This window comes from Lentzea alba (assembly GCF_047445655.1).
GTDB classification, from domain to species: domain Bacteria; phylum Actinomycetota; class Actinomycetes; order Mycobacteriales; family Pseudonocardiaceae; genus Lentzea; species Lentzea alba_A.
Genome location: NZ_JAJAEG010000001.1, coordinates 546,856 through 563,588 on the forward strand (window position 1 = coordinate 546,856; position 16,733 = coordinate 563,588).

Sequence of the window (16,733 nt, forward strand, 5' to 3'; positions counted from 1 at the left end):
GGTGACCTGGGTAACCACCTGGTGACGACAACTCATGATGAGGAGGTTTCGTGACCACCATTGAAAAGTCGGTGGATGTCCACGTACCTGTGAGCACGGCTTACAACCAGTGGACCCAGTTCGAATCCTTCCCGGCGTTCATGGACGGCGTCGAGAAGATCGACCAGGTCACGCCGACCAGGACCCACTGGACCACGAAGATCGGTGGTGTCGTGCGCAAGTTCGACGCCGAGATCACCGAGCAGCACGCCGACGAGCGCGTCGCGTGGACCACGGTCGACGGACCACCGCAGGGTGGCGTGGTGACGTTCCACCGGCTCGACAACGACACGACTCGGGTCCACCTCCAGATGGAGTACGACCCCGAGACCTTCACCGAGAAGGCCGGAGCCGCGCTGGGCGTGGTCGGCCACCGCATCGAGGGCGACCTGAAGCGATTCAAGGAGTTCATCGAGAACCGAGGCACCGAGACCGGCGCCTGGCGTGGCGACGTCACGCCGCCGCCCCAGGTCTGATCAGGGTGCGCGTTGACGCCCGACCAACAGGAGGCGTTCGAGAGGCTCGCCCGCACCCCGCGTGACTCGGCGCGCTACTACGCGCTGCGGGACCGCTTGGTGCGCGAGTACCTCCCGCTCTCCCGCCACATCGCCCGCCGCTTCAGCGAACGCGGCGAGCCCATGGAAGACCTCGCCCAGGTGGCGGCGGTCGGGCTGATCAACGCCATCGACCGGTACGACGTGGGCCGGCAGACGGACTTCCTGTCCTATGCCGTGCCCACGATCACCGGCGAGGTTCGACGGCACTTCCGCGACCAGTGCTGGGCCGTGCGGGTGCCCCGCAGGTTGAAAGAGCTGTGCGACGCGATCGACGGCGCGTCCGCCGAACTGTCGCACCGGTCCGGGCGATCTCCCACTCCCTCCGAGATCGCCCGGCACCTGGGGGTCCCGCTGACAGACGTCTACGAGGGCCTGCGGATCGAGAAGAACGTCGACTTCGCACCCCTCGACTCCTTGGAGGAGAGCCTGGTCGACGACCCCGCGCTCGAGGGGGTCGAGATCCACGAGGCCCTGCAGCCGATGCTGCGGGGCCTTCCTCGCCGCGAGCGCACGATCGTGGTGCTGCGCTTCTTCGGCCGGCTGACCCAGACCGAGATCGCCCGCCGCGTGGGGATCTCCCAGATGCACGTGTCGCGTCTGCTCACCAAGTCGCTGGAGCAGCTGCGCAACGACCTGTTGGCGGACGAGTGAAATGGGCGAGCGGGAATGTCCGGTTTTCGCGATACTGGCCGCATGAACCGGTTGCGGTGGCCCCAGAAGCTGGCGATCAGCACTGGCGCCCTGCTCGTGGTGTGGGGGGTGGCCGGGTTCTTCGTGACCGGCTTCTCGTCCTTCGCCGGTGAGGCCGACACCTGGATCCTGTGGCTGCGGGTGAACCCGCTGCAGAACACCATCCACCTCGTCTTCGGTGCCGCGCTGCTCCTGTCGGCTCCCCGTCTGAAAGCGTTGAGCGGCACAGGCCTGCTGACGGCGGTGCTGTTCCTGGTGCTGTTCGGCCTCGGGCTCGCCCGGTACGACGACCAGGTCGTCAACTTCCTGAACGTGAACCCCGGCAGCAACGCGCTGCACCTGTTCACCGGGTTCGCGTCGCTGGCGGCGGCGCAGGGCGCCGCCTGGTGCCGGCAGTGCGACCGGGCAGCGGCCCTCAAAGCCGCCTGATCCGGCTAACCGGCTGAGCGTGCTCGCCGGGTGATCGTCAGCAGTGCGACACCTGACACCAGGCTCAGCAGACCGCCCAGCGCCAGCCAGCCGACGTCCGCGCCGGTCACGGCCAGAACCGGATCAGGGGTGCCGGTGTGCGGTGGTGCGGGCGCGGGCCCAGGTGCGGACGGTTCCGGCTCCCGCGGCTCCTCCGGCACCTCCACGTCGGGCTGTTCCGGTCCCTCGGTGACGTAGACGATGCGCGATTGGCTGCCGTTGTCATCCGCGTACACCTGGAACGTCTCCGGTCCCTTGAACGGGCCGACCACGCCGAAGTCGTAGAGATCGGCGAGGACATCCCGGAACTCGAAGAAGCCCTCCTCGTCGCTCACCGCGGTGACCACGACCTTGCCGGTGACCTGGCTGCGCAGGTACACCTTCACGCCGGGCTGCGGCACCGACTGCGGTGGTCCCAGCAGCGGGGGCATCGCCGTGATCCGGCGCAACTGGCAGACGACGCGGGAGGCCTTGGCGCCGGGAACACGGGTGAGGACGTTGACGTAGACCGATCCGCTCCCCCGCACACCGATCATGCAGGACGCTCGCATGGTCCCCAGCCGCACACCCTCGTCGTTGATCTCGTAGGTCACGTCGAACGTCCGGGTGGTTCGCGCGGGCATCGTCGTACCGCCGGGTTGGCCCAGTTCTCCCGCGCTGATCAGCTTTCCGCCGTGTGCCGAGCAGTCGCCGACGAGATCGACCACCGGGCCGGCGGCGCTGTTGGTCACGGTCACCTTCAGATGAGCGATGTCGCCTTTCGCGTACGCGGACTCCGTGAACTCCGCCGTGGCGGTGAGCACCCTGTTGACGTCGAAGGAACCGCGGATCAGGACATCCGGGTCGTCCACCTCGTCCACCACGACCGACGTGTAGGGGAAGTACCAGTCAGTCTCGTTGTAGACCTGAGTCGAGTACCGGCCGATCGGCAACCCGCGGAAGGCGAACCGGCCGGCGCTGTCGGTCACCGTCTCGAAGTCGGCGTACGGATGTCCTCCGGAGGTCCGGACCCTGAGGCCGGCGATGGCTTCACCGGGATCCATCGCCTTGCTGCCGTTGGCGTCGCCGTAGACGATCCCGGCGAAGTTGCCTCGCAGCACCTTCACGTCCGCGGTGATCGTGACCGCGTTGTCGGCGGGATTGGCCTCGGGCGTGTCGGAGGCGACCTCGACAGCGAGCGCGACCTTCCCCCCGGTGTCCGTCACGTACCCCGCGGCGTACCCCGACGCCGTCTCGCCGGGAGGCAGCGTCGACGCCTCCCAGTGCCAGTACTGGCTGTCCAGATTGCCGGTCGACGACACCCGCACGTTGAACGCGGTCGCGGTGCCTGCGTTGATCACCTCCGCACGCGCCACGATCTGCTCGTCCGCGGTGTAGGAGGACTTCTCGAAGGTGACCCTGAGCCTCAGGTCGGCCTTCTCCTCGACGGGTGCGGCCGGCACGGGCTGGGCGCTCGGCTCGGCGACCGGCTCTTCCGGCGCCGGTGCGGGCGTGTCGACCGGCTCTTCCGGCGCCGGTGCGGGCGTGTCGACCGGTGTCGGCGTCTCCACGGGTTCCGGTTCCGGCAGCGGTCTCTCCGGTTCGGGTTCCGGCGTGGCAGGTGCTGTGACGGCAGGTGTCTCGGCCGGCGGCGCCTCGTCCGCGTGTGCCGGTCCTGCCGACATGCCGAGAGACAGGACCACGCTCAGCAACAACGCTCCGGTGGAAGTCGATGATCGCGACATCCCTGAGCTCCCCTCGTCTGCGTTCCCGCGCGAACCCGCGGAAATCGGTTTGACTCCGAACCGAGCTTCTCCGTCCAGGGCCGTGCACACGAGATGCGCAGGGCCCGGGCAACTCGGCCCGAAAGTCCCGAGAGGGCCGGGCAGCTACTTCCGGAGGAGGTTCCGCACCGCTCGCTCCGGGTCGCCGTTGCCGATCACCTCACCGCTCTCGAACGCTTCGACCAGGCGTGGATCGACGTAGGACTTCCGCGTGACCGCCGCCGTGTTGCCCAGGTGTTCGGCCACGTCCTTCATCACCGCGCTGACCGCGCGTTTCGTCGGCTTCGGCTGTTCCGCGAACGCCTGGGCCGCCCGGACCGTGGCGTGCCAGGTGCGGAGGTCCTTCACGCTGAACTCGTCGCCGACCAGCTCGCGGAACCGTTCGTTGACGTCGTCGGCGGTGAGGTCGAAGACGCGGCAGTCCGGAGGCTTGTCCTTGAGCAGGGTCCGGACGGCTCGGGCCAGCTTCGGGTCGGTGATCTCCTCGTCGACCTCGACGCCGGACTTGGCGGGGAACCGGAACCTGACGCGGTCGCCTTTCACGCTGAGGTGTTCGCAGAGCAGGGTGGCGACGCCGTGCGTGCCGTTGTCCTCGACGTACTCCTCATGGCCGACGCGGAAGATGCCGAGGTCGAGCATGCGCAACGCGATGGCGAGCAACCGCTTGCGGCCGCGTGACTTCATGTCCGTCTCGATCTGCTCGCGGAACCGCCGCAGTTTCGGCGCGAGCTTGAGGACGCGGTCGAACTTCTCCGCGTCCCGGTCGGTGCGCCACTGCTCGTGGTAGAGGTACTGGCGCCGGCCCGCGTCGTCGTAGCCGAGGGCCTGGATGTGGCCGTTGGGGTGCGGACAGATCCACACCTCCCGCCACGCGGGCGGGATGACCAGGGCTTTCACCCTGGCGATCTCGTCCTTGGTGAGAGGCTTGCCGGTCGCGTCGGTGTAGCGGAAACCGCTGCCGTGGCGGTGGCGGGTCCAGCCGGATTTCGCCGGGTCGCTGCGGCGCAGTCTCATCTGGGCACCTCGTGGTTGATCAGCACGAAATGCGGGTACCCGCTCGCCGATGAATGACTACACGGTCGGTGTGGAACAAGAGTTCCTTCTTGTTGATCCCGAGTCGCGGCGGCCGGTAGCGCTGGCACCCCGGGTCAGGGAGATCTCGCGCGCACCCGGGGACCTCGACGTGCAGGGCGAGCTCACGCCGTTCCAGATCGAGATCGCCACCGGGATCACGCATTCCTTCGAAGAGCTCGACGAACAGGTGCGGCGTGCCCGGCGAGTGCTGGTCGAGGCCGCGGACGCCGCAGGGTGCCGGCTCGTGGCGACGGGCATGCCACCGATCGGGAAAGCAGGTCCTCCTCCGGGAACGGACGACCCCAGATATCACCAGATCGAGTACTCCCACCGAAGACTCGGATCGGGCAGGGTGCGTGCGGACTGCACGTCCACGTTGGTGTCTCGTCGAAGGCCGAAGCTCTGCACGCGTCCAACAAGCTGCGGACGTGGCTGCCGACGTTGCTCGCGCTGAGCGCGAACTCCCCGATCTACGAAGGCGAGGAGACCGGCTACGCGAGCTGGCGGTCGATGGTGTGGTCGCGCTGGCCGGTGAGCGGGCCGCCGCCGCACTGGGACGGTCCCGAGCACTACGACGAGACCGTCGACGCGATCATCTCGACGCAGGCGTTGCTGGACAAGGCGATGGTGTACTGGGACGTGAGGCCGTCGGCGGATCATCCGACGGTTGAGGTGCGCGTCGCGGACATTCCGCAACTCGCAACGGAAGTGATCGTTCTCGCGGAACTGATCCGAGCCCTCGTCGTATCGGAACCCTCCGAACAGCGGGTGGACGATTCCGTGCTGCGAGCGGCATATTGGCGGGCGTCGCGCGACGGGGTCGACGGACTGGCCGCCGATCCACACACCGGAAAACTCTCCCCCGCGTTCGACCGGGCACAAGAGCTCGTAGAGCACGTTGCGGTCGCGCTGCGCGATCGCGGCACTCTGTCTACTGTGGAGCGGCAGATGGACTGGTTGCGCCACAACGGCAGCGGTGCCGCTCGGCAACGACGGTGCCCGGACCCCGAGTCCCTTGTGGACGAGCTGATCGCCCGAACGCGTGAGGAAACCTGATGCGCCTCCCTGCTCCCCGCGGCCACATGAGCGCTGCTCTGGTCGCCGCACTCCGTCTCCAGCCGGAGCCACGCCCGGCGTTGCTCGTCAGCGGAGGCACCAGGGAGATCCATCTCGACGACGATCTGCAGCTGTCGCTGTGGATCTGCTACGAGCTGCGGATGCGCGGCTTCGACGACGTTCATCCGGCCTGGGAGGACCATCCCGCGCTTGCCCAGTTCCACACGGCCCTGGAGGCGCGCTGGGAAGAGGGCCTGCGTTCGTTGAGCGAGTCGACCCAGCCCGCGGTTCTCTCCGCTGAGGGACTGACCGAGCTGCGCAAGCACCACGCGTTCTGGCAGCCACGCCGCGAGATGCGCTCGGTGCTGCGCGACATCCAGGGCGACGCCTACGGCTCACGTTCCGAGCGCACACACTCCGTGCTCTTCACTGTGACGTTGCGCGACCTGGATCCCGCCGTCGGCGTGGACGAGATGCCCGCACCGACGTTGTCGCTGGCCAATGCGCTGTCGTTGTTCGGCCTGCACCAACGCCTGGTGGGCGCCCTGGTCGGTTTCCTGACCGCCGTCGACACCATCGGCGGCGACCCGTTCGCGCAACTGCTGCCCGTGCAATGCCCACCCGACGACGTACGCCTCGGCTTCACCGTCTGCCACGAGCTGCACGCCCGCCTGACCCAGCACGTCCACACCTCGCTCGCCGAGGGCCGCACCTCACTCCGGGGGCGGTGGCTGGTCTCGCAAGGGCGCGTTAACGTGGGGTGTTGACAGGCTTTGGCTTTGGAAGGAGAAAGCGTGCCCGACCCCACCGCTCTGGCCTCCGTGGTCGTCGACCGGATCGCGCCCGGCATCGTGGTGCTGCACGTGTCCGGCGAGCTCGACACCACCTCCAGCAGCGAGCTGACCACGCCTTTGGACGCCAACGTGGTTTCGGAGAACCGGGCTGTCGTCGTCGATCTCGGTGGTGTGAAGTTCCTCGGATCCGCCGGACTGGAAGCGCTGGTCCTCGGCCAGCAACGGGCCTCGCGGGTCGGCGTCGAGTTCGTCGTGGTGGCTTCCGGCCGCGCGGCTCTGCGTCCGATCGAGGCCACCGGCCTGGACACCGTGTTCACGATTCTGGGCTCGGTGGACGAGGCGGCGGAGCGCTACCGGTAATGCGGGCCAGTGCGCCGGGCTTCAGCCCGGTGGTGAAAGCTCGCGCGGGAGGCCAGTCACGGCTGAGTGTGTCTTAGTCCGGCCGGCTTGCTGCTCGATGTACTGGCGCAGTACGGAGATCGGGGCGCCGCCGACCGAACCGGCGAAGTAGGAGCCTGACCACAGGCGTTGTGTCCGCCAGTAGTGGCGGGCGAGTTCGGGGCACTCCTGCCGTATTCGGCGGGAGGAGACGCCCTTGAGGGAGTTGACCAGCTTCGAGATCGCGGCCTTGGGCAGAAGTTCACGAGCTGGTGCACGTGGTTGGCCTTGCCGTTGAACTCGGCCAGCTCGGTGTCGAAGTCGGCGCAGATCGCTCGCGTGATCTCCTCCAGCCGGGTCAGGTGCCGGTTGCTGAACACCGTGTGCCGGTACTTCGTCACGAAACCACCTGCGCGTGAAGCGCGAAACACGGTGTCGGCCAGTACGAACACCGGCTGGATCAGCCATGAAACCAAATAGGATAGTGCTGTGCAGTTGCGTTACAACTTCCGTGTCTACCCGGCGCCTGCCCAGCAGCATGCGTTGGCGCGGGCGTTCGGGTGTGCGCGGGTGGTGTTCAACGATGCGCTGCGCGCACGCCAGACCGCCCGTGAGAACGGCCGGCCACAGCTGTCGGACGGGGAGCTGTCCAAGCAGGTCATCACGCTGGCCGAGGCGACGCCGGAACGGGTGTGGCTGGGGTGAGGTGTCGGCGGTGGTGTTGCAGCAGGCGTTGGCGGACCTGAACACCGCGTACCGCAATTTCTTCGCCTCGGTCACAGGTAAACGCAAGGGCCGGAAGGTGGCGCCGCCGCGGTTCCGCTCCCGCAAGGACAACCGGCAGGCCATCCGGTTCACCCGCAACGCCCGGTTCACGGTGCTGGACAACGGGCGTTGCGGTTGCCGAAGATCGGTGACCTGGACGTGCGCTGGTCCCGTGAGCTGCCCGCCGAGCCGTCCTCGGTGACGATCGTGAAGGATCCGGCCGGGCGGTATTTCGCCTCGTTCGTCGTCACGACGAAGCAGAACGAGGCACTGCCGACGGTAGAGCCCGAGGTCGGCATCGACCTGGGTCTGACGCATTTCGCGGTGCTCTCGGACGGCACGAAGGTGGCGGCGCCGAGGTTCCTGCGTCAGGCCGCGCGCAGGCTGCGGCGGTTGCAGAAGTCGTTGAGCCGTAAGGTGAAGGGGTCGAACAACCGCAAGAAGGCCGTTGTCAGAGTCGCTCGGGCGCATGCGCAGGTGGCCGACACGCGGCGGGACTGGCAGCACAAGCTGTCCACGGCGATCATCCGCGACAACCAAGCGGTGTACGTCGAGGACCTGTGCGTGGCCGGCCTGAGTCGCACGAGGCTGGTGAAGTCGGTGCACGACGCGGGCTGGGCCGGCTTCACCGGCATGCTGGAGTACAAGGCGGCCCGATACGGACGCGTCTTCGCCCGGATCGACCGGTTCGCGCCCACGTCACAGACGTGCTCGCAGTGCGGGCGGATCGACGGGCCGAAGCCGCTGTCCGTGCGGTGGTGGACGTGCCTGTGCGGCAGCGTCCATGACCGGGACATCAACGCCGCGAAGAACGTGTTGGCCGCCGGGCAGGCGGACAACTCAAACGACCGCGGAGCGCAGGTAAGACCAGCATCCGTGCTGGCACCGCGCCGCGAAGCGGTAACCCACCCGGACGCCGCGCGGTCCACGCGCAGCGTGGAGGAAACCTCCGCCCTTACAGCGGAGAGGATGTCAATCGTCCTGAGTCACCACGGAAGAGGGCCCTGGGCGTCGAAATAGCCGCCCGTGGGCCCGTCCGGACCGATCTGCGCCATCCGCACGATGATCTCCGCACCCTGCTCGACCGTCTGCCGCCCGCTGCCGGCGTTCAGATCAGTCGCGGTGAACCCCGGCTCGACCGCGTTGATCCGCATCTTCGGATAGGCCTTCGCGTACTGCACCGTCACCATGTTCACCGCGGCCTTCGACACCGGATAGGCGACACCGGGATACCCGGTTCCGGCAGCGGCGGTGGCCAGCGAGGCCAGCCGGCTGCTGACGTTCACCACGACCGGCGCCTCAGAACGTTCGAGCAACGGCAGGAACGCGTGCAACACGCGCACCATCCCGAACAGGTTGACCTCGAACGTCTCCCTCATCAGGTCGGCGGTGACCGCGTCGGCCCCGACCACGCCGGAAGGTGTCCACTCGGGAGCGATGCCGGCGTTGTTGATCAGCACGTCCAACGACGGCACTGCGGCAGCCGCGGCCTCCACCGACTCATCAGACGTGACGTCGAGCTGGACGAACTGGGCGCCCGTGGCAGCGGCCGCCTCCTCCCCGCGCGCCACGTCGCGGCTGCCCAGGTACACCGTGTGACCGGCGAGAACGAGCCGGCGGGCGGTTTCGAGGCCGAGGCCCTTGTTGGCGCCGGTGATCAGCACAGAAGCCATGACACCAACCTACGACCTGGAGCGCGCTCCAGGTCAAAGGGTTAGTCCTGGCCGATGTCCTCGTACCAGAGCTCAGGCCGTTCGGCGATGAAGGACGTCATCAGCTCGATCAACGAAGGATCGTCGACGATCGTGATCCCGACACCGTTCTCGGCCAGCCAGTCGTGGCCGCCGTAGAACGTGGTCGCCTCGCCGATCAGCACGTTCGAGATACCGAACTGCCGCACCAACCCGCTGCAGTACCAGCAGGGCGAAAGTGTCGTGACCATCGTGGTGCCGCGGTAGCTGCGCTGGCGGCCGGCGTTGCGGAACGCCGAGGTCTCCGCGTGCATCGACGCGTCGCCGTCCTGCACGCGCCGGTTGTGGCCCCGGCCAAGCATTCGGCCGTCGCCGTCGAAGAGTGCCGCGCCGATGGGGATTCCGCCTTCGGCGAGTCCCATCCGCGCCTCTTCGACGGCGACGGCCAGCATGTCTGAAGCAGCAGCGGTCATACCGCTCAAACTACTTCGTCTTGTACAACTTGACCGTCATCGATGTGCCGGACTGGCGCACGACCCGAAGACCCACACCCACAGCTGGCAGCTTCACACCGGCGTTGGGCTGTTCGGCGAACCAGTACTGCTTGGTGTCGTCGAACACCGGCTGGGCCGCGGCGCCGCGAACGTAGGACGCCTTGCCGTTGACGTGCAACGTGAAGGAGTCCGACTTCTGCAGGCCGAACGGCGCGTCGTAGCCGCCGATCGTCGTGGACCAGCGCTGGCCCTCGATGTTGTACAGCGGCGCCGGGTTGGCGTCGATGGGCAGGATCAGGCCCTCACCGGGGTGTTCGCTGACGTTGTTGTCGAGGAACGAGGTGTTCCACAGCGACACGAGGAGCCCGTCCTGGTACGGGAAGTGCTCCACGAAGTCCGGCTTGTCCGGGAAGCTGTAGCGGTACGGGCCGGTCTTGTTGTACTTGCCGTACGACTGGTAGGTCCGGTTCGACGCGATGTAGAACTGGTCGAACGTCTTCGTTTCCTTGCCCTCGGTCGTGCGGAACCCGCGGGTGGTCCACTGTCCGGCCGTCTCGCCACCGTCCGTCAGCACCGGGGCGCCGTCGGCCGTGACCGTGATCTCGTCGGCGAAGAAGCCTTGCGGCGCAAGGGCACCGTCGGTCCGGTAGGCCAGGCGCAGCTTCGTGTTCTTGCCGGCGTAGGCGTTCAACGAAACATTCACGTCGACCCACTGACCGCCGGAGTTGCCGCTGATGGCGGGCGCGTCGGCCGAGTCTCGCGCGAACGGAGCTCCGTTCGCGGTGCCGTCGAGCTGTGTCCAGCTGCCGTCCTCATTGGACGCTTCGACGTAGAGGTAGTCGTAGTCCAGCTCGATGTCGTAGCGGGCCTTGAGCGACAGCGAGGCGGTGGTCTTGCCGCGCAGGTCGAGCGGCGCGGTCATGGAGTGGTCGAGGTCGTTGCCCTTCTCGCTCCACCACATCTTCTTGCCCGCGAAGGGCGCGCCGTAGTCGAACGACTTGGAGATGTCCGGCAGCACGACCACGAGGCCCTGGGCCTTGGCGGTGTTGTACTCGTGCGGGCCGAGTTCGAAGACGCGTTCCTGGCCGGCGACCGCGATCTCGTAGTCGAGCCAGCCGAGCTGCAGCTTGTCCCACGCGGAGAACTCGGGCGCGCGCTCGCCGGGTACCTCGCCGACGTCGGCGGCCCGGCTCTGCCCCATCACGGACCACCAGTTGACACCGTTCGAGCCGCCGGCGGTGTCGTAGTGGTCGGGCAGGCCGAGGTCGTGCCCGTACTCGTGCGCGAAGACGCTGACGCCACCGTTCTCGGGCTGCACGGTGTAGTCGCCGACCCAGATGCCGGTGTCGCCGATCTGCGCGCCGCCGAGCTTGTTGGTGCCGGGGCCGTTCACGTAGTTCTTGAACGCGTAGCCGCGGTGGCTCCAGAGGGCGTCCTCGCCCTGCCACGGGTCGCCGTCGGCCTGGTCACCGCCGGCGTGCACGATCTGGAAGTGGTCGACGTAGCCGTCGGCCTCGTTGAAGTCGCCGTCGGCGTCGTAGTCGTAGCGGTCCCACTCGTCGTACTGGGCGAGCTCCGCGCGGATCTGCTCGGTGGTCTTGCCCGCGGCCTTCTGGTCGGCGGCCCACTGGGTGACCGCGTCCTTGATCAGCTCACGTGAGTTGCTGCTGCAGATGTTGTCGGCGCAGGGGTAACCGTTGCTGCGGCCGTAGCGCGCCTCGTTGTAGCGGACCTTCACCCAGTCGGAGACGGTTCCGTTGACCGTGTACCTGCCACTCGACTGCTTGTCGTAGAAGTTCGCCACGGAGTTGGCGTCCTTCTTGCGGGAGAAGTACAGGTCCTGGAAGTACTGGCGGCTGAAGTCCGGGCGCCAGATCGTCGTGTTGTCGACGGCCCGGTTCGGCTCGGGGATCGCGTTGTGCAGCGGCCCGTCGAACCGCTGCGGACCCGGCGTGTTCGGGTTCGTGTCGCGGTCGGGGAAGTCGGGGTGCCGCTCGTTGCCGAACTCCGCCAGGATCACGAAGATCTTGTCGGTCTTCTCCCGCTTGAGCTCGACGTACTGGTCCTTGCCCTGCTTCGCGTTCTGCTTCTTGCCGACCTTCGCGACGGTGCTGGCGCCGCGCTTCTCCGTGGCGACCTCACCGGTCAGCACCTCGGAGAGCGCCTGCTGCTTCAACGCCCGCCGCTTGAGCTCCAGCTCGTGGGGCTGTTCGTCGGACTGCTGCGTGATCTGCGGTTCGGGCTGCTGCGCCGGTGTCGCGGTCGCGGGCGTGACCAGCCCCGCGGTGACGAGCGCGAGCGCCGCTGCTCCCGCCAAAACTCTTCGCACGGTCGTTCCCCTCTCGGAATCCGCACGGCACGCTACGTAGTTGACCGGTTGCTCAACACGTCCGAAAGTCTGGAGGTTCGACAATGCCGTCGACTCAGCTCGGTGTGAGCAGGCCCCCTCTCGACGTGGCCGATCTGCCACAGCCGGAGGAAGTCTTCAAGGTGCGGAAGCTGGGGCCACGCCAGGTGGTCCAGTTCGTCATCGGCCCGAGCCTGATCGCTTTGGGCATCTCGATCGGCAGCGGCGAGTGGCTGCTGGGCCCGCAGGCCGTCGGAAAGTTCGGTTTCGTCGGCATCGGCTGGGTCATCACGGTCTCGGCGCTGCTGCAGACGTTCTACAACGTGGAGATCGCCCGCTACGTCGTGGCGACCGGCGAGGTCCCGGTCGTCGGCTGGGGCCGCGTGCCGCCCGGCTGGAAGTTCTGAGTGCCGGTGTCGCTGCTGGTCTTCTACTTCGCGTTCATCTTCGGCGGCTGGGCGGCGGGCGCCGGGCAGGGCCTCTTCGCACTGATAGCGGGCCGCGGCTACCGGCCGGACGAGATCGAGTACGTCCGGCTGCTCGCGATCTTGTTGCTCGTCGTGGTCTTCCTGATCACCGCGGGTGCCCGCAAGGTGTCGCGCGCCCTGGAACTCACGAACTGGGTGCTCGTCGGCTCGCTGCTGTTGATCCTGATCGTCGTGACCCTGTCGATCGTGCCGTTCTCCGTGTGGTCGGAAGGAATCCGCGGCCTGGTGACACCCGCCGCGCCACCGTCCGGGATCACCGCGACGCAGCTGGGCGGCCTGGCCGGGTTCACCGCGCTGGCGTCCGGGCTGAACTGGTACGCGATGAACCACTACCGCGACAAGGGCTACGGCATGGGCTACCACGTCGGGTTCATCTCGGGCCTGCGCGGCGGCAAGCAGGAGCTGCGCCCGGTCGGAGTGACCTTTGAGGACACTCCGGCGAACGCTTCCCTCTGGCGCCGCTGGTACCGGCTGCTGCTGATCGACCAGTGGGCGGTGTTCTTCGTCGGCGCGATGCTCGGCATGCTGCTGCCGACCGTGCTGATGGCGCACGTCGTGGCGGTGTCCGGCCAGCAACCGACCGCGGCGAACGTGCCGACGTTCTCCGCCGAACAGCTCGGAATCCTGTACGGGCAGGGCATGTTCTACCTGATGCTGGTGGTGGGCGTGCTGGTGCTGTTCTCCACGCAGCTGGGCATCTTCGAGGCGCTGGTGCGCAACTTCACCGACGCGGCGCACGCGATCTCACCCCGGCTGCGGCAGCGGATCGAGGAGGACCCGCGCCGGTTCTACTACCCGTTCATGCTGCTGGTGCTGGTGATCATCGCCGGCGCCCTGCACCTCGCGCTGCCGGTGGGACTGGTGCAGATCTCGGCGAACATGTCGAACCTCGGCGCGCTGATGTTCCCGTTCGCGCTCATGTACCTGAACTCCCGGCTGCCACGACCGGCCCGGCCGCGGTGGTGGCACTACTTGATCCTGGTGTTGAACGTGGTGTTCTTCGGGTTCTTCTTCGTGAACTTCGTCTACGAGTTCTTCACGGGAGGCCCGCTGGTGCGGTTCTGACCGTCACCAGACCTCGAGGTACGGCGCCTTGAACACCGCGACCAGGTCCTCCTGGTCGTGCAGCAGGGGCTGGAGGGCGGCGATGTCGCCGTCGTACTCGAGGACGTAGTGGAACGGGGGCTTGTTGGGATCGACCAACAGGTTCCCGTCCTCGTCGGCGGTGTGCGTGCGGTCCTCCACCTCCTGACAGAGGTCTCGCACGTACTCCCGCAACGACGGCAGAGCCTCCGCGTGCGGGACGACGACCACGACCGCGCCGGCTGCCTCGGCGAGAGGCAGCTGGCGCGCCACCTCCTGGTCGCCAGGCGGCGCGAAGATCACCCAGGGCAGCGAGTGCCGCCACAGCAGGAACGGGTTGGTGTTCACCTCGACGTCCCACAGGGCTTCGTCGGCGAAGACGCCGAGCTCCGGGTCGTCGAGGAGTTCTTTCAGACGCGGCACGACCTCCGGCAGCACCTCGCCGTCGTACCGCGCGAGGTGGCCCAGACAGGTGAAGGCGAGCTGACCGAGCTTCGGGTGGCGGAGGAGACCGAGCAACGTTCGTTGCAGCTGTTCGCGTTCCGGGTCGTGCTGGGTGAGGGCGAGCATGGCGCGATACGAGTCGTCGCCCTGCTCACGAAGTTGCTCGTGCCACCGGACCACGCACTCCGCGAGCACGACCCCGGCTGCACGGTTCACCGCGTCCTGGAGGTCACCGGTCGCAGGCTCCCAGCCACCGCCGGGCACACGCACGATCACCTCGTCGTCCACCACCCCGACGAACGGATCACCGTCCCAGTCGACCACCACCCCGCCGAACATCTCGACCTCGGTCAACGGCCCGTACCCGGCCACCGCGGCCCGCACGCGCTCCAGCAGGCTCACTTCGGCGGCAGAGCTTCCACGAAATCGCGGCACCGCGCGATCCAGTCGTCCAGGACCTCGTCCTCGGACACAGCGGAGCCGTCGACGATCACCCAGCCCTTCATCGGCCGCCCGGTGAAGTCGAAGACCCGTGCCCCCGGCGCAGCGAGCGCGTCGGCCTGCGCCTCCGGTCCCACGCGTGCGATCAGGTCGTCGCCGATGACCCCGACCAGCATGTTTCCGTTCCAGAGGAACGCGATGCCCCCGAACATCTTCTTCTCGTTGATGCCGGGCAACCCGCCCAGCGCGGAGCCCAGGCGGTGGGCCAGGCCTTCGTCGTACGCCACACGCTGAATACTGTCTCAGCGAGTTGCCAGGCGCCTCTCAGTTTCGTGTGGCTTCATGGACATACAGGACATTAGGAGGCCATCTTGTTCGGGCTCGTCGGGTGGTTGCTCGGTTGGCTGTTGACGCTGTTCATCATCGTGATGATCGGCCGGATGATCGTGGACTGGGCCGTCACGCTGCAGGCTCGCGGCGACGGGGTCTACAAGGTGCGGCGGTTCGCGCACGCGGTGACCGAGCCGGTGATCTCGCCGGTGCGGCGGGTGTTGCCGCCGGTCCGGTTCGGCGGGTTCGGGTTGGACCTCGCGTTCACGGTCGTGTTCTTCGCGGCGCTCATCCTGCGTTCGATCGTGTGGTGAGGACGCCAGGGTTGAGCAGGCCGGATGGATCGAGCGCCGCCTTGGCTCCGGCCAGGGCCGCGCCGAACACGTCCGGGCGCTGCCGCAGATACCAGGGCAGGTGATCGCGGCCCACGGCGTGGTGGTGCGTGATCGTGCCGCCGTGCGCGATCAACGCCTCGGACACCGCGGCCTTGATCTCGTCCCACTGCGTGGTGAGGCTGCCCCAACGGCCCGGCGCGTAGATCCCGTAGTAGGGCGCGGGGCCGTCCGGGTAGACGTGGGTGAAGCGGCACGTGACGACTCCGATGCCGCAAACCTCTTGCAGCACACGGGTTCCCGCGGCCACGACGGCCGCGTGCAGGTCGAAGAACCGGTCCCAGGTGCAGGCCGTCTCGAACGTCTCGGTGATCATCCCGTGCTGCGCCATCGCGTCGCGCTGATAAGGCATGCGCAGGAACGACTTCCGCCACTGCTGAGCGGCGCCTTCCACAACCTCGCCGCCAGCGCACAGCTCCAACGCGCGAGCGAGCAGGGAATCAACCGGATGGTCGGCCGACTCGAACGCCAGCACCAGCACGGAAGTCGCGGAACCGGCGTTGAGGAACGCCTCCGCCGGGTCCAGCAGCCGGCAGTTCGCCGGGTACAGCCCGGACTGCGCGATCAGCCGGACAGCTTCAACCGCACGTTCGAAAGAAGCGAACCGCACCGAGGCCCCCGCGCGGAACGCCGGCGGTGACTGCAGCCGCATCCACGCCTCGGTGATCACGCCCAGAGTGCCCTCGGAACCCAGGAAGAGCCGGTCCGGCGACGGCCCCGCACCCGAACCCGGCAGCCGGCGCGACTCCGAGATCCCTGAAGGCGTGACGACCCGCAGCGACTCGGTCAGGTCGTCGATGTGCGTGTGGAGCGTGGCGTAGTGGCCGCCGGCGCGGGTCGCGAGCCAGCCGCCGAGCGTCGAGAACTCGAACGACTGCGGGAAGTGCCGCAGCGTCAACGAGTGCGGCTTGAGCTGGGCTTCGAGGTCCGGTCCCAGCACGCCGGCCTGGATGCGCGCCGCACGGCTGGTCGGGTCGACCTCCAGCACCTGGTCCAGATGCTGAAGATCAAGCGTGACGACACGGTCCAGCCCACGCGGCTCGACCCCGCCCACGACGGAAGTGCCGCCGCCGAACGGAATGACCGCGACGTCGTTCGAGCCGCACCAGTCGAGCACGTCGACGACGTCCTGCTCGGTGCGCGGGCGGGCGACGGCGTCGGGCAGCTCGCCGACGTCCCCGGCGAGGTTGCGGGTGACGTCGCGGTAGGCCTGGCCGCGGGCGTGGCGGAGCCGGTCGAGCGGGTCGGTCGAGTAGAGGTCGCCGGGTGGCTGGATCTTCGGCGGCGGCACGTCCAGCGCGGACGGGTCCGGCGCCTCGTGGAACGTCAGGTCCGCGTTCGGCAGGACCGCCCGGACCCGGTCGGCCAGCGCACGGCGTTCATCGGGGGTGACGGCGTCCTCGACGTTGCCCCAGCCCCACCACGACCTCGTTGTCATG

General features: G+C 67.9%; 20 protein-coding genes and 1 pseudogene. 12 read left to right on the forward strand and 9 right to left on the reverse strand.

Features of this window, described 5'->3' with window-relative positions; genetic code table 11:
• The first annotated feature begins 50 nt into the window (after positions 1-50).
• Genes LFM09_RS02645 through LFM09_RS02655 form a run of 3 tightly spaced genes read left to right on the forward strand, consistent with a single transcriptional unit; the run spans position 51 to position 1,715 of the window.
• Entirely contained in the window at positions 51-515 is a 465-nt protein-coding gene (locus tag LFM09_RS02645) for an SRPBCC family protein (protein ID WP_414094587.1), read from the forward strand.
• A gap of 12 nt (positions 516-527) precedes the next feature.
• Positions 528-1,247 carry a SigB/SigF/SigG family RNA polymerase sigma factor gene (locus tag LFM09_RS02650; RefSeq protein WP_414094588.1) on the forward strand — a complete coding sequence of 240 codons (720 nt, stop codon included), beginning with the start codon at positions 528-530 and terminating at the stop codon, positions 1,245-1,247.
• Positions 1,248-1,289: 42 nt separating this feature from the next.
• Positions 1,290-1,715 (forward strand): DUF4383 domain-containing protein, encoded by a 426-nt coding sequence (locus LFM09_RS02655; RefSeq protein WP_414094589.1) that lies wholly within the window; start codon positions 1,290-1,292, stop codon positions 1,713-1,715.
• Positions 1,716-1,720: 5 nt separating this feature from the next.
• Here the strand turns inward: LFM09_RS02655 and LFM09_RS02660 are convergent, their stop codons facing one another.
• Both LFM09_RS02660 and LFM09_RS02665 read right to left on the reverse strand, forming a co-directional pair.
• Positions 1,721-3,478: a hypothetical protein gene (locus LFM09_RS02660; RefSeq protein WP_414094590.1), complete on the reverse strand. Its 1,758-nt coding sequence runs from the start codon at positions 3,476-3,478 to the stop codon at positions 1,721-1,723.
• A gap of 144 nt (positions 3,479-3,622) precedes the next feature.
• Positions 3,623-4,531 (reverse strand): DNA topoisomerase IB, encoded by a 909-nt coding sequence (locus tag LFM09_RS02665; protein ID WP_414094591.1) that lies wholly within the window; start codon positions 4,529-4,531, stop codon positions 3,623-3,625.
• A 49-nt stretch (positions 4,532-4,580) separates the two neighbouring features.
• Here LFM09_RS02665 and LFM09_RS02670 point away from each other — a divergent pair, with 49 nt between their 5' ends.
• From LFM09_RS02670 to LFM09_RS02685, 4 genes are read left to right on the forward strand one after another with little or no spacing between them, the layout of a single operon-like run.
• Positions 4,581-5,045 (forward strand): glutamate-cysteine ligase family protein, encoded by a 465-nt coding sequence (locus LFM09_RS02670; RefSeq protein ID WP_414094592.1) that lies wholly within the window; start codon positions 4,581-4,583, stop codon positions 5,043-5,045.
• A complete protein-coding gene (locus LFM09_RS02675; RefSeq protein ID WP_414094677.1) occupies positions 4,994-5,647 on the forward strand; it encodes a glutamate-cysteine ligase family protein in 654 nt (217 codons plus the stop codon). The genes LFM09_RS02670 and LFM09_RS02675 overlap by 52 nt, the downstream gene beginning before the upstream one ends.
• Positions 5,647-6,414: an iron-containing redox enzyme family protein gene (locus LFM09_RS02680; protein ID WP_414094593.1), complete on the forward strand. Its 768-nt coding sequence runs from the start codon at positions 5,647-5,649 to the stop codon at positions 6,412-6,414. The genes LFM09_RS02675 and LFM09_RS02680 overlap by 1 nt, the downstream gene beginning before the upstream one ends.
• Before the next feature lie 27 nt (positions 6,415-6,441).
• The gene (locus LFM09_RS02685) at positions 6,442-6,801 is read left to right on the forward strand and encodes an STAS domain-containing protein (RefSeq protein WP_414094594.1); all 360 of its coding nucleotides are present in this window, start codon (positions 6,442-6,444) and stop codon (positions 6,799-6,801) included.
• 21 nt (positions 6,802-6,822) lie between these two features.
• Here the strand turns inward: LFM09_RS02685 and tnpA are convergent.
• A pseudogene (gene tnpA, locus LFM09_RS02690) lies at positions 6,823-7,287 on the reverse strand (IS200/IS605 family transposase).
• A 21-nt stretch (positions 7,288-7,308) separates the two neighbouring features.
• Here tnpA and LFM09_RS02695 point away from each other — a divergent pair.
• Both LFM09_RS02695 and LFM09_RS02700 read left to right on the forward strand, forming a co-directional pair.
• A complete protein-coding gene (locus tag LFM09_RS02695; RefSeq protein WP_414094595.1) occupies positions 7,309-7,524 on the forward strand; it encodes a helix-turn-helix domain-containing protein in 216 nt (71 codons plus the stop codon).
• 189 nt (positions 7,525-7,713) lie between these two features.
• Entirely contained in the window at positions 7,714-8,604 is an 891-nt protein-coding gene (locus LFM09_RS02700; RefSeq protein ID WP_414094596.1) for an RNA-guided endonuclease InsQ/TnpB family protein, read from the forward strand.
• Here the strand turns inward: LFM09_RS02700 and LFM09_RS02705 are convergent.
• From LFM09_RS02705 to LFM09_RS02715, 3 genes are read right to left on the reverse strand one after another with little or no spacing between them, the layout of a single operon-like run.
• Complete coding sequence (locus tag LFM09_RS02705) at positions 8,571-9,257, reverse strand: SDR family NAD(P)-dependent oxidoreductase (protein ID WP_414094597.1); 687 nt, start codon at positions 9,255-9,257, stop codon at positions 8,571-8,573. The two genes, LFM09_RS02700 and LFM09_RS02705, sit on opposite strands and share 34 nt — an antisense overlap.
• A gap of 41 nt (positions 9,258-9,298) precedes the next feature.
• Positions 9,299-9,748: a nucleoside deaminase gene (locus LFM09_RS02710; protein WP_414094598.1), complete on the reverse strand. Its 450-nt coding sequence runs from the start codon at positions 9,746-9,748 to the stop codon at positions 9,299-9,301.
• A gap of 10 nt (positions 9,749-9,758) precedes the next feature.
• The gene (locus LFM09_RS02715) at positions 9,759-12,098 is read right to left on the reverse strand and encodes an immune inhibitor A domain-containing protein (protein ID WP_414094599.1); all 2,340 of its coding nucleotides are present in this window, start codon (positions 12,096-12,098) and stop codon (positions 9,759-9,761) included.
• Positions 12,099-12,181: 83 nt separating this feature from the next.
• Between LFM09_RS02715 and LFM09_RS02720 the strand changes: the two genes are divergently transcribed.
• Positions 12,182-12,523: a hypothetical protein gene (locus tag LFM09_RS02720; protein WP_414094600.1), complete on the forward strand. Its 342-nt coding sequence runs from the start codon at positions 12,182-12,184 to the stop codon at positions 12,521-12,523.
• Positions 12,524-13,669: an Nramp family divalent metal transporter gene (locus LFM09_RS02725; RefSeq protein WP_414094601.1), complete on the forward strand. Its 1,146-nt coding sequence runs from the start codon at positions 12,524-12,526 to the stop codon at positions 13,667-13,669.
• A 3-nt stretch (positions 13,670-13,672) separates the two neighbouring features.
• On the opposite strand, the gene LFM09_RS02730 is transcribed toward LFM09_RS02725, so the two are convergent.
• Together LFM09_RS02730 and LFM09_RS02735 are read right to left on the reverse strand one after the other, a co-directional pair.
• Entirely contained in the window at positions 13,673-14,533 is an 861-nt protein-coding gene (locus LFM09_RS02730; RefSeq protein ID WP_414094602.1) for a hypothetical protein, read from the reverse strand.
• Positions 14,530-14,859 carry a TfoX/Sxy family protein gene (locus tag LFM09_RS02735; protein ID WP_414094603.1) on the reverse strand — a complete coding sequence of 110 codons (330 nt, stop codon included), beginning with the start codon at positions 14,857-14,859 and terminating at the stop codon, positions 14,530-14,532. The genes LFM09_RS02730 and LFM09_RS02735 overlap by 4 nt, the downstream gene beginning before the upstream one ends.
• 84 nt (positions 14,860-14,943) lie before the next feature.
• Between LFM09_RS02735 and LFM09_RS02740 the strand changes: the two genes are divergently transcribed.
• On the forward strand, positions 14,944-15,216 hold the full coding sequence (locus tag LFM09_RS02740; RefSeq protein ID WP_414094604.1) for a YggT family protein: 273 nt from the start codon (positions 14,944-14,946) through the stop codon (positions 15,214-15,216).
• Here LFM09_RS02740 and LFM09_RS02745 read toward each other — a convergent pair.
• Positions 15,191-16,732 (reverse strand): FAD-binding oxidoreductase, encoded by a 1,542-nt coding sequence (locus LFM09_RS02745; protein WP_414094605.1) that lies wholly within the window; start codon positions 16,730-16,732, stop codon positions 15,191-15,193. The genes LFM09_RS02740 and LFM09_RS02745 overlap by 26 nt on opposite strands.
• Position 16,733 lies beyond the last annotated feature (1 nt).

Bases quoted from the DNA above. Each gene is read 5' to 3' on its own strand.
- LFM09_RS02705 (WP_414094597.1), bottom strand. From the start codon at position 9,257: ATGGCTTCTGTGCTGATCACCGGCGCCAACAAGGGCCTCGGCCTCGAA.
- LFM09_RS02670 (WP_414094592.1), top strand. From the start codon at position 4,581: ATGAATGACTACACGGTCGGTGTGGAACAAGAGTTCCTTCTTGTTGAT.
- LFM09_RS02660 (WP_414094590.1), bottom strand. From the start codon at position 3,478: ATGTCGCGATCATCGACTTCCACCGGAGCGTTGTTGCTGAGCGTGGTC.
- LFM09_RS02710 (WP_414094598.1), bottom strand. From the start codon at position 9,748: ATGACCGCTGCTGCTTCAGACATGCTGGCCGTCGCCGTCGAAGAGGCG.
- LFM09_RS02720 (WP_414094600.1), top strand. From the start codon at position 12,182: ATGCCGTCGACTCAGCTCGGTGTGAGCAGGCCCCCTCTCGACGTGGCC.
- LFM09_RS02665 (WP_414094591.1), bottom strand. From the start codon at position 4,531: ATGAGACTGCGCCGCAGCGACCCGGCGAAATCCGGCTGGACCCGCCAC.
- LFM09_RS02745 (WP_414094605.1), bottom strand. From the start codon at position 16,732: ATGACAACGAGGTCGTGGTGGGGCTGGGGCAACGTCGAGGACGCCGTC.
- LFM09_RS02655 (WP_414094589.1), top strand. From the start codon at position 1,290: ATGAACCGGTTGCGGTGGCCCCAGAAGCTGGCGATCAGCACTGGCGCC.
- LFM09_RS02680 (WP_414094593.1), top strand. From the start codon at position 5,647: ATGCGCCTCCCTGCTCCCCGCGGCCACATGAGCGCTGCTCTGGTCGCC.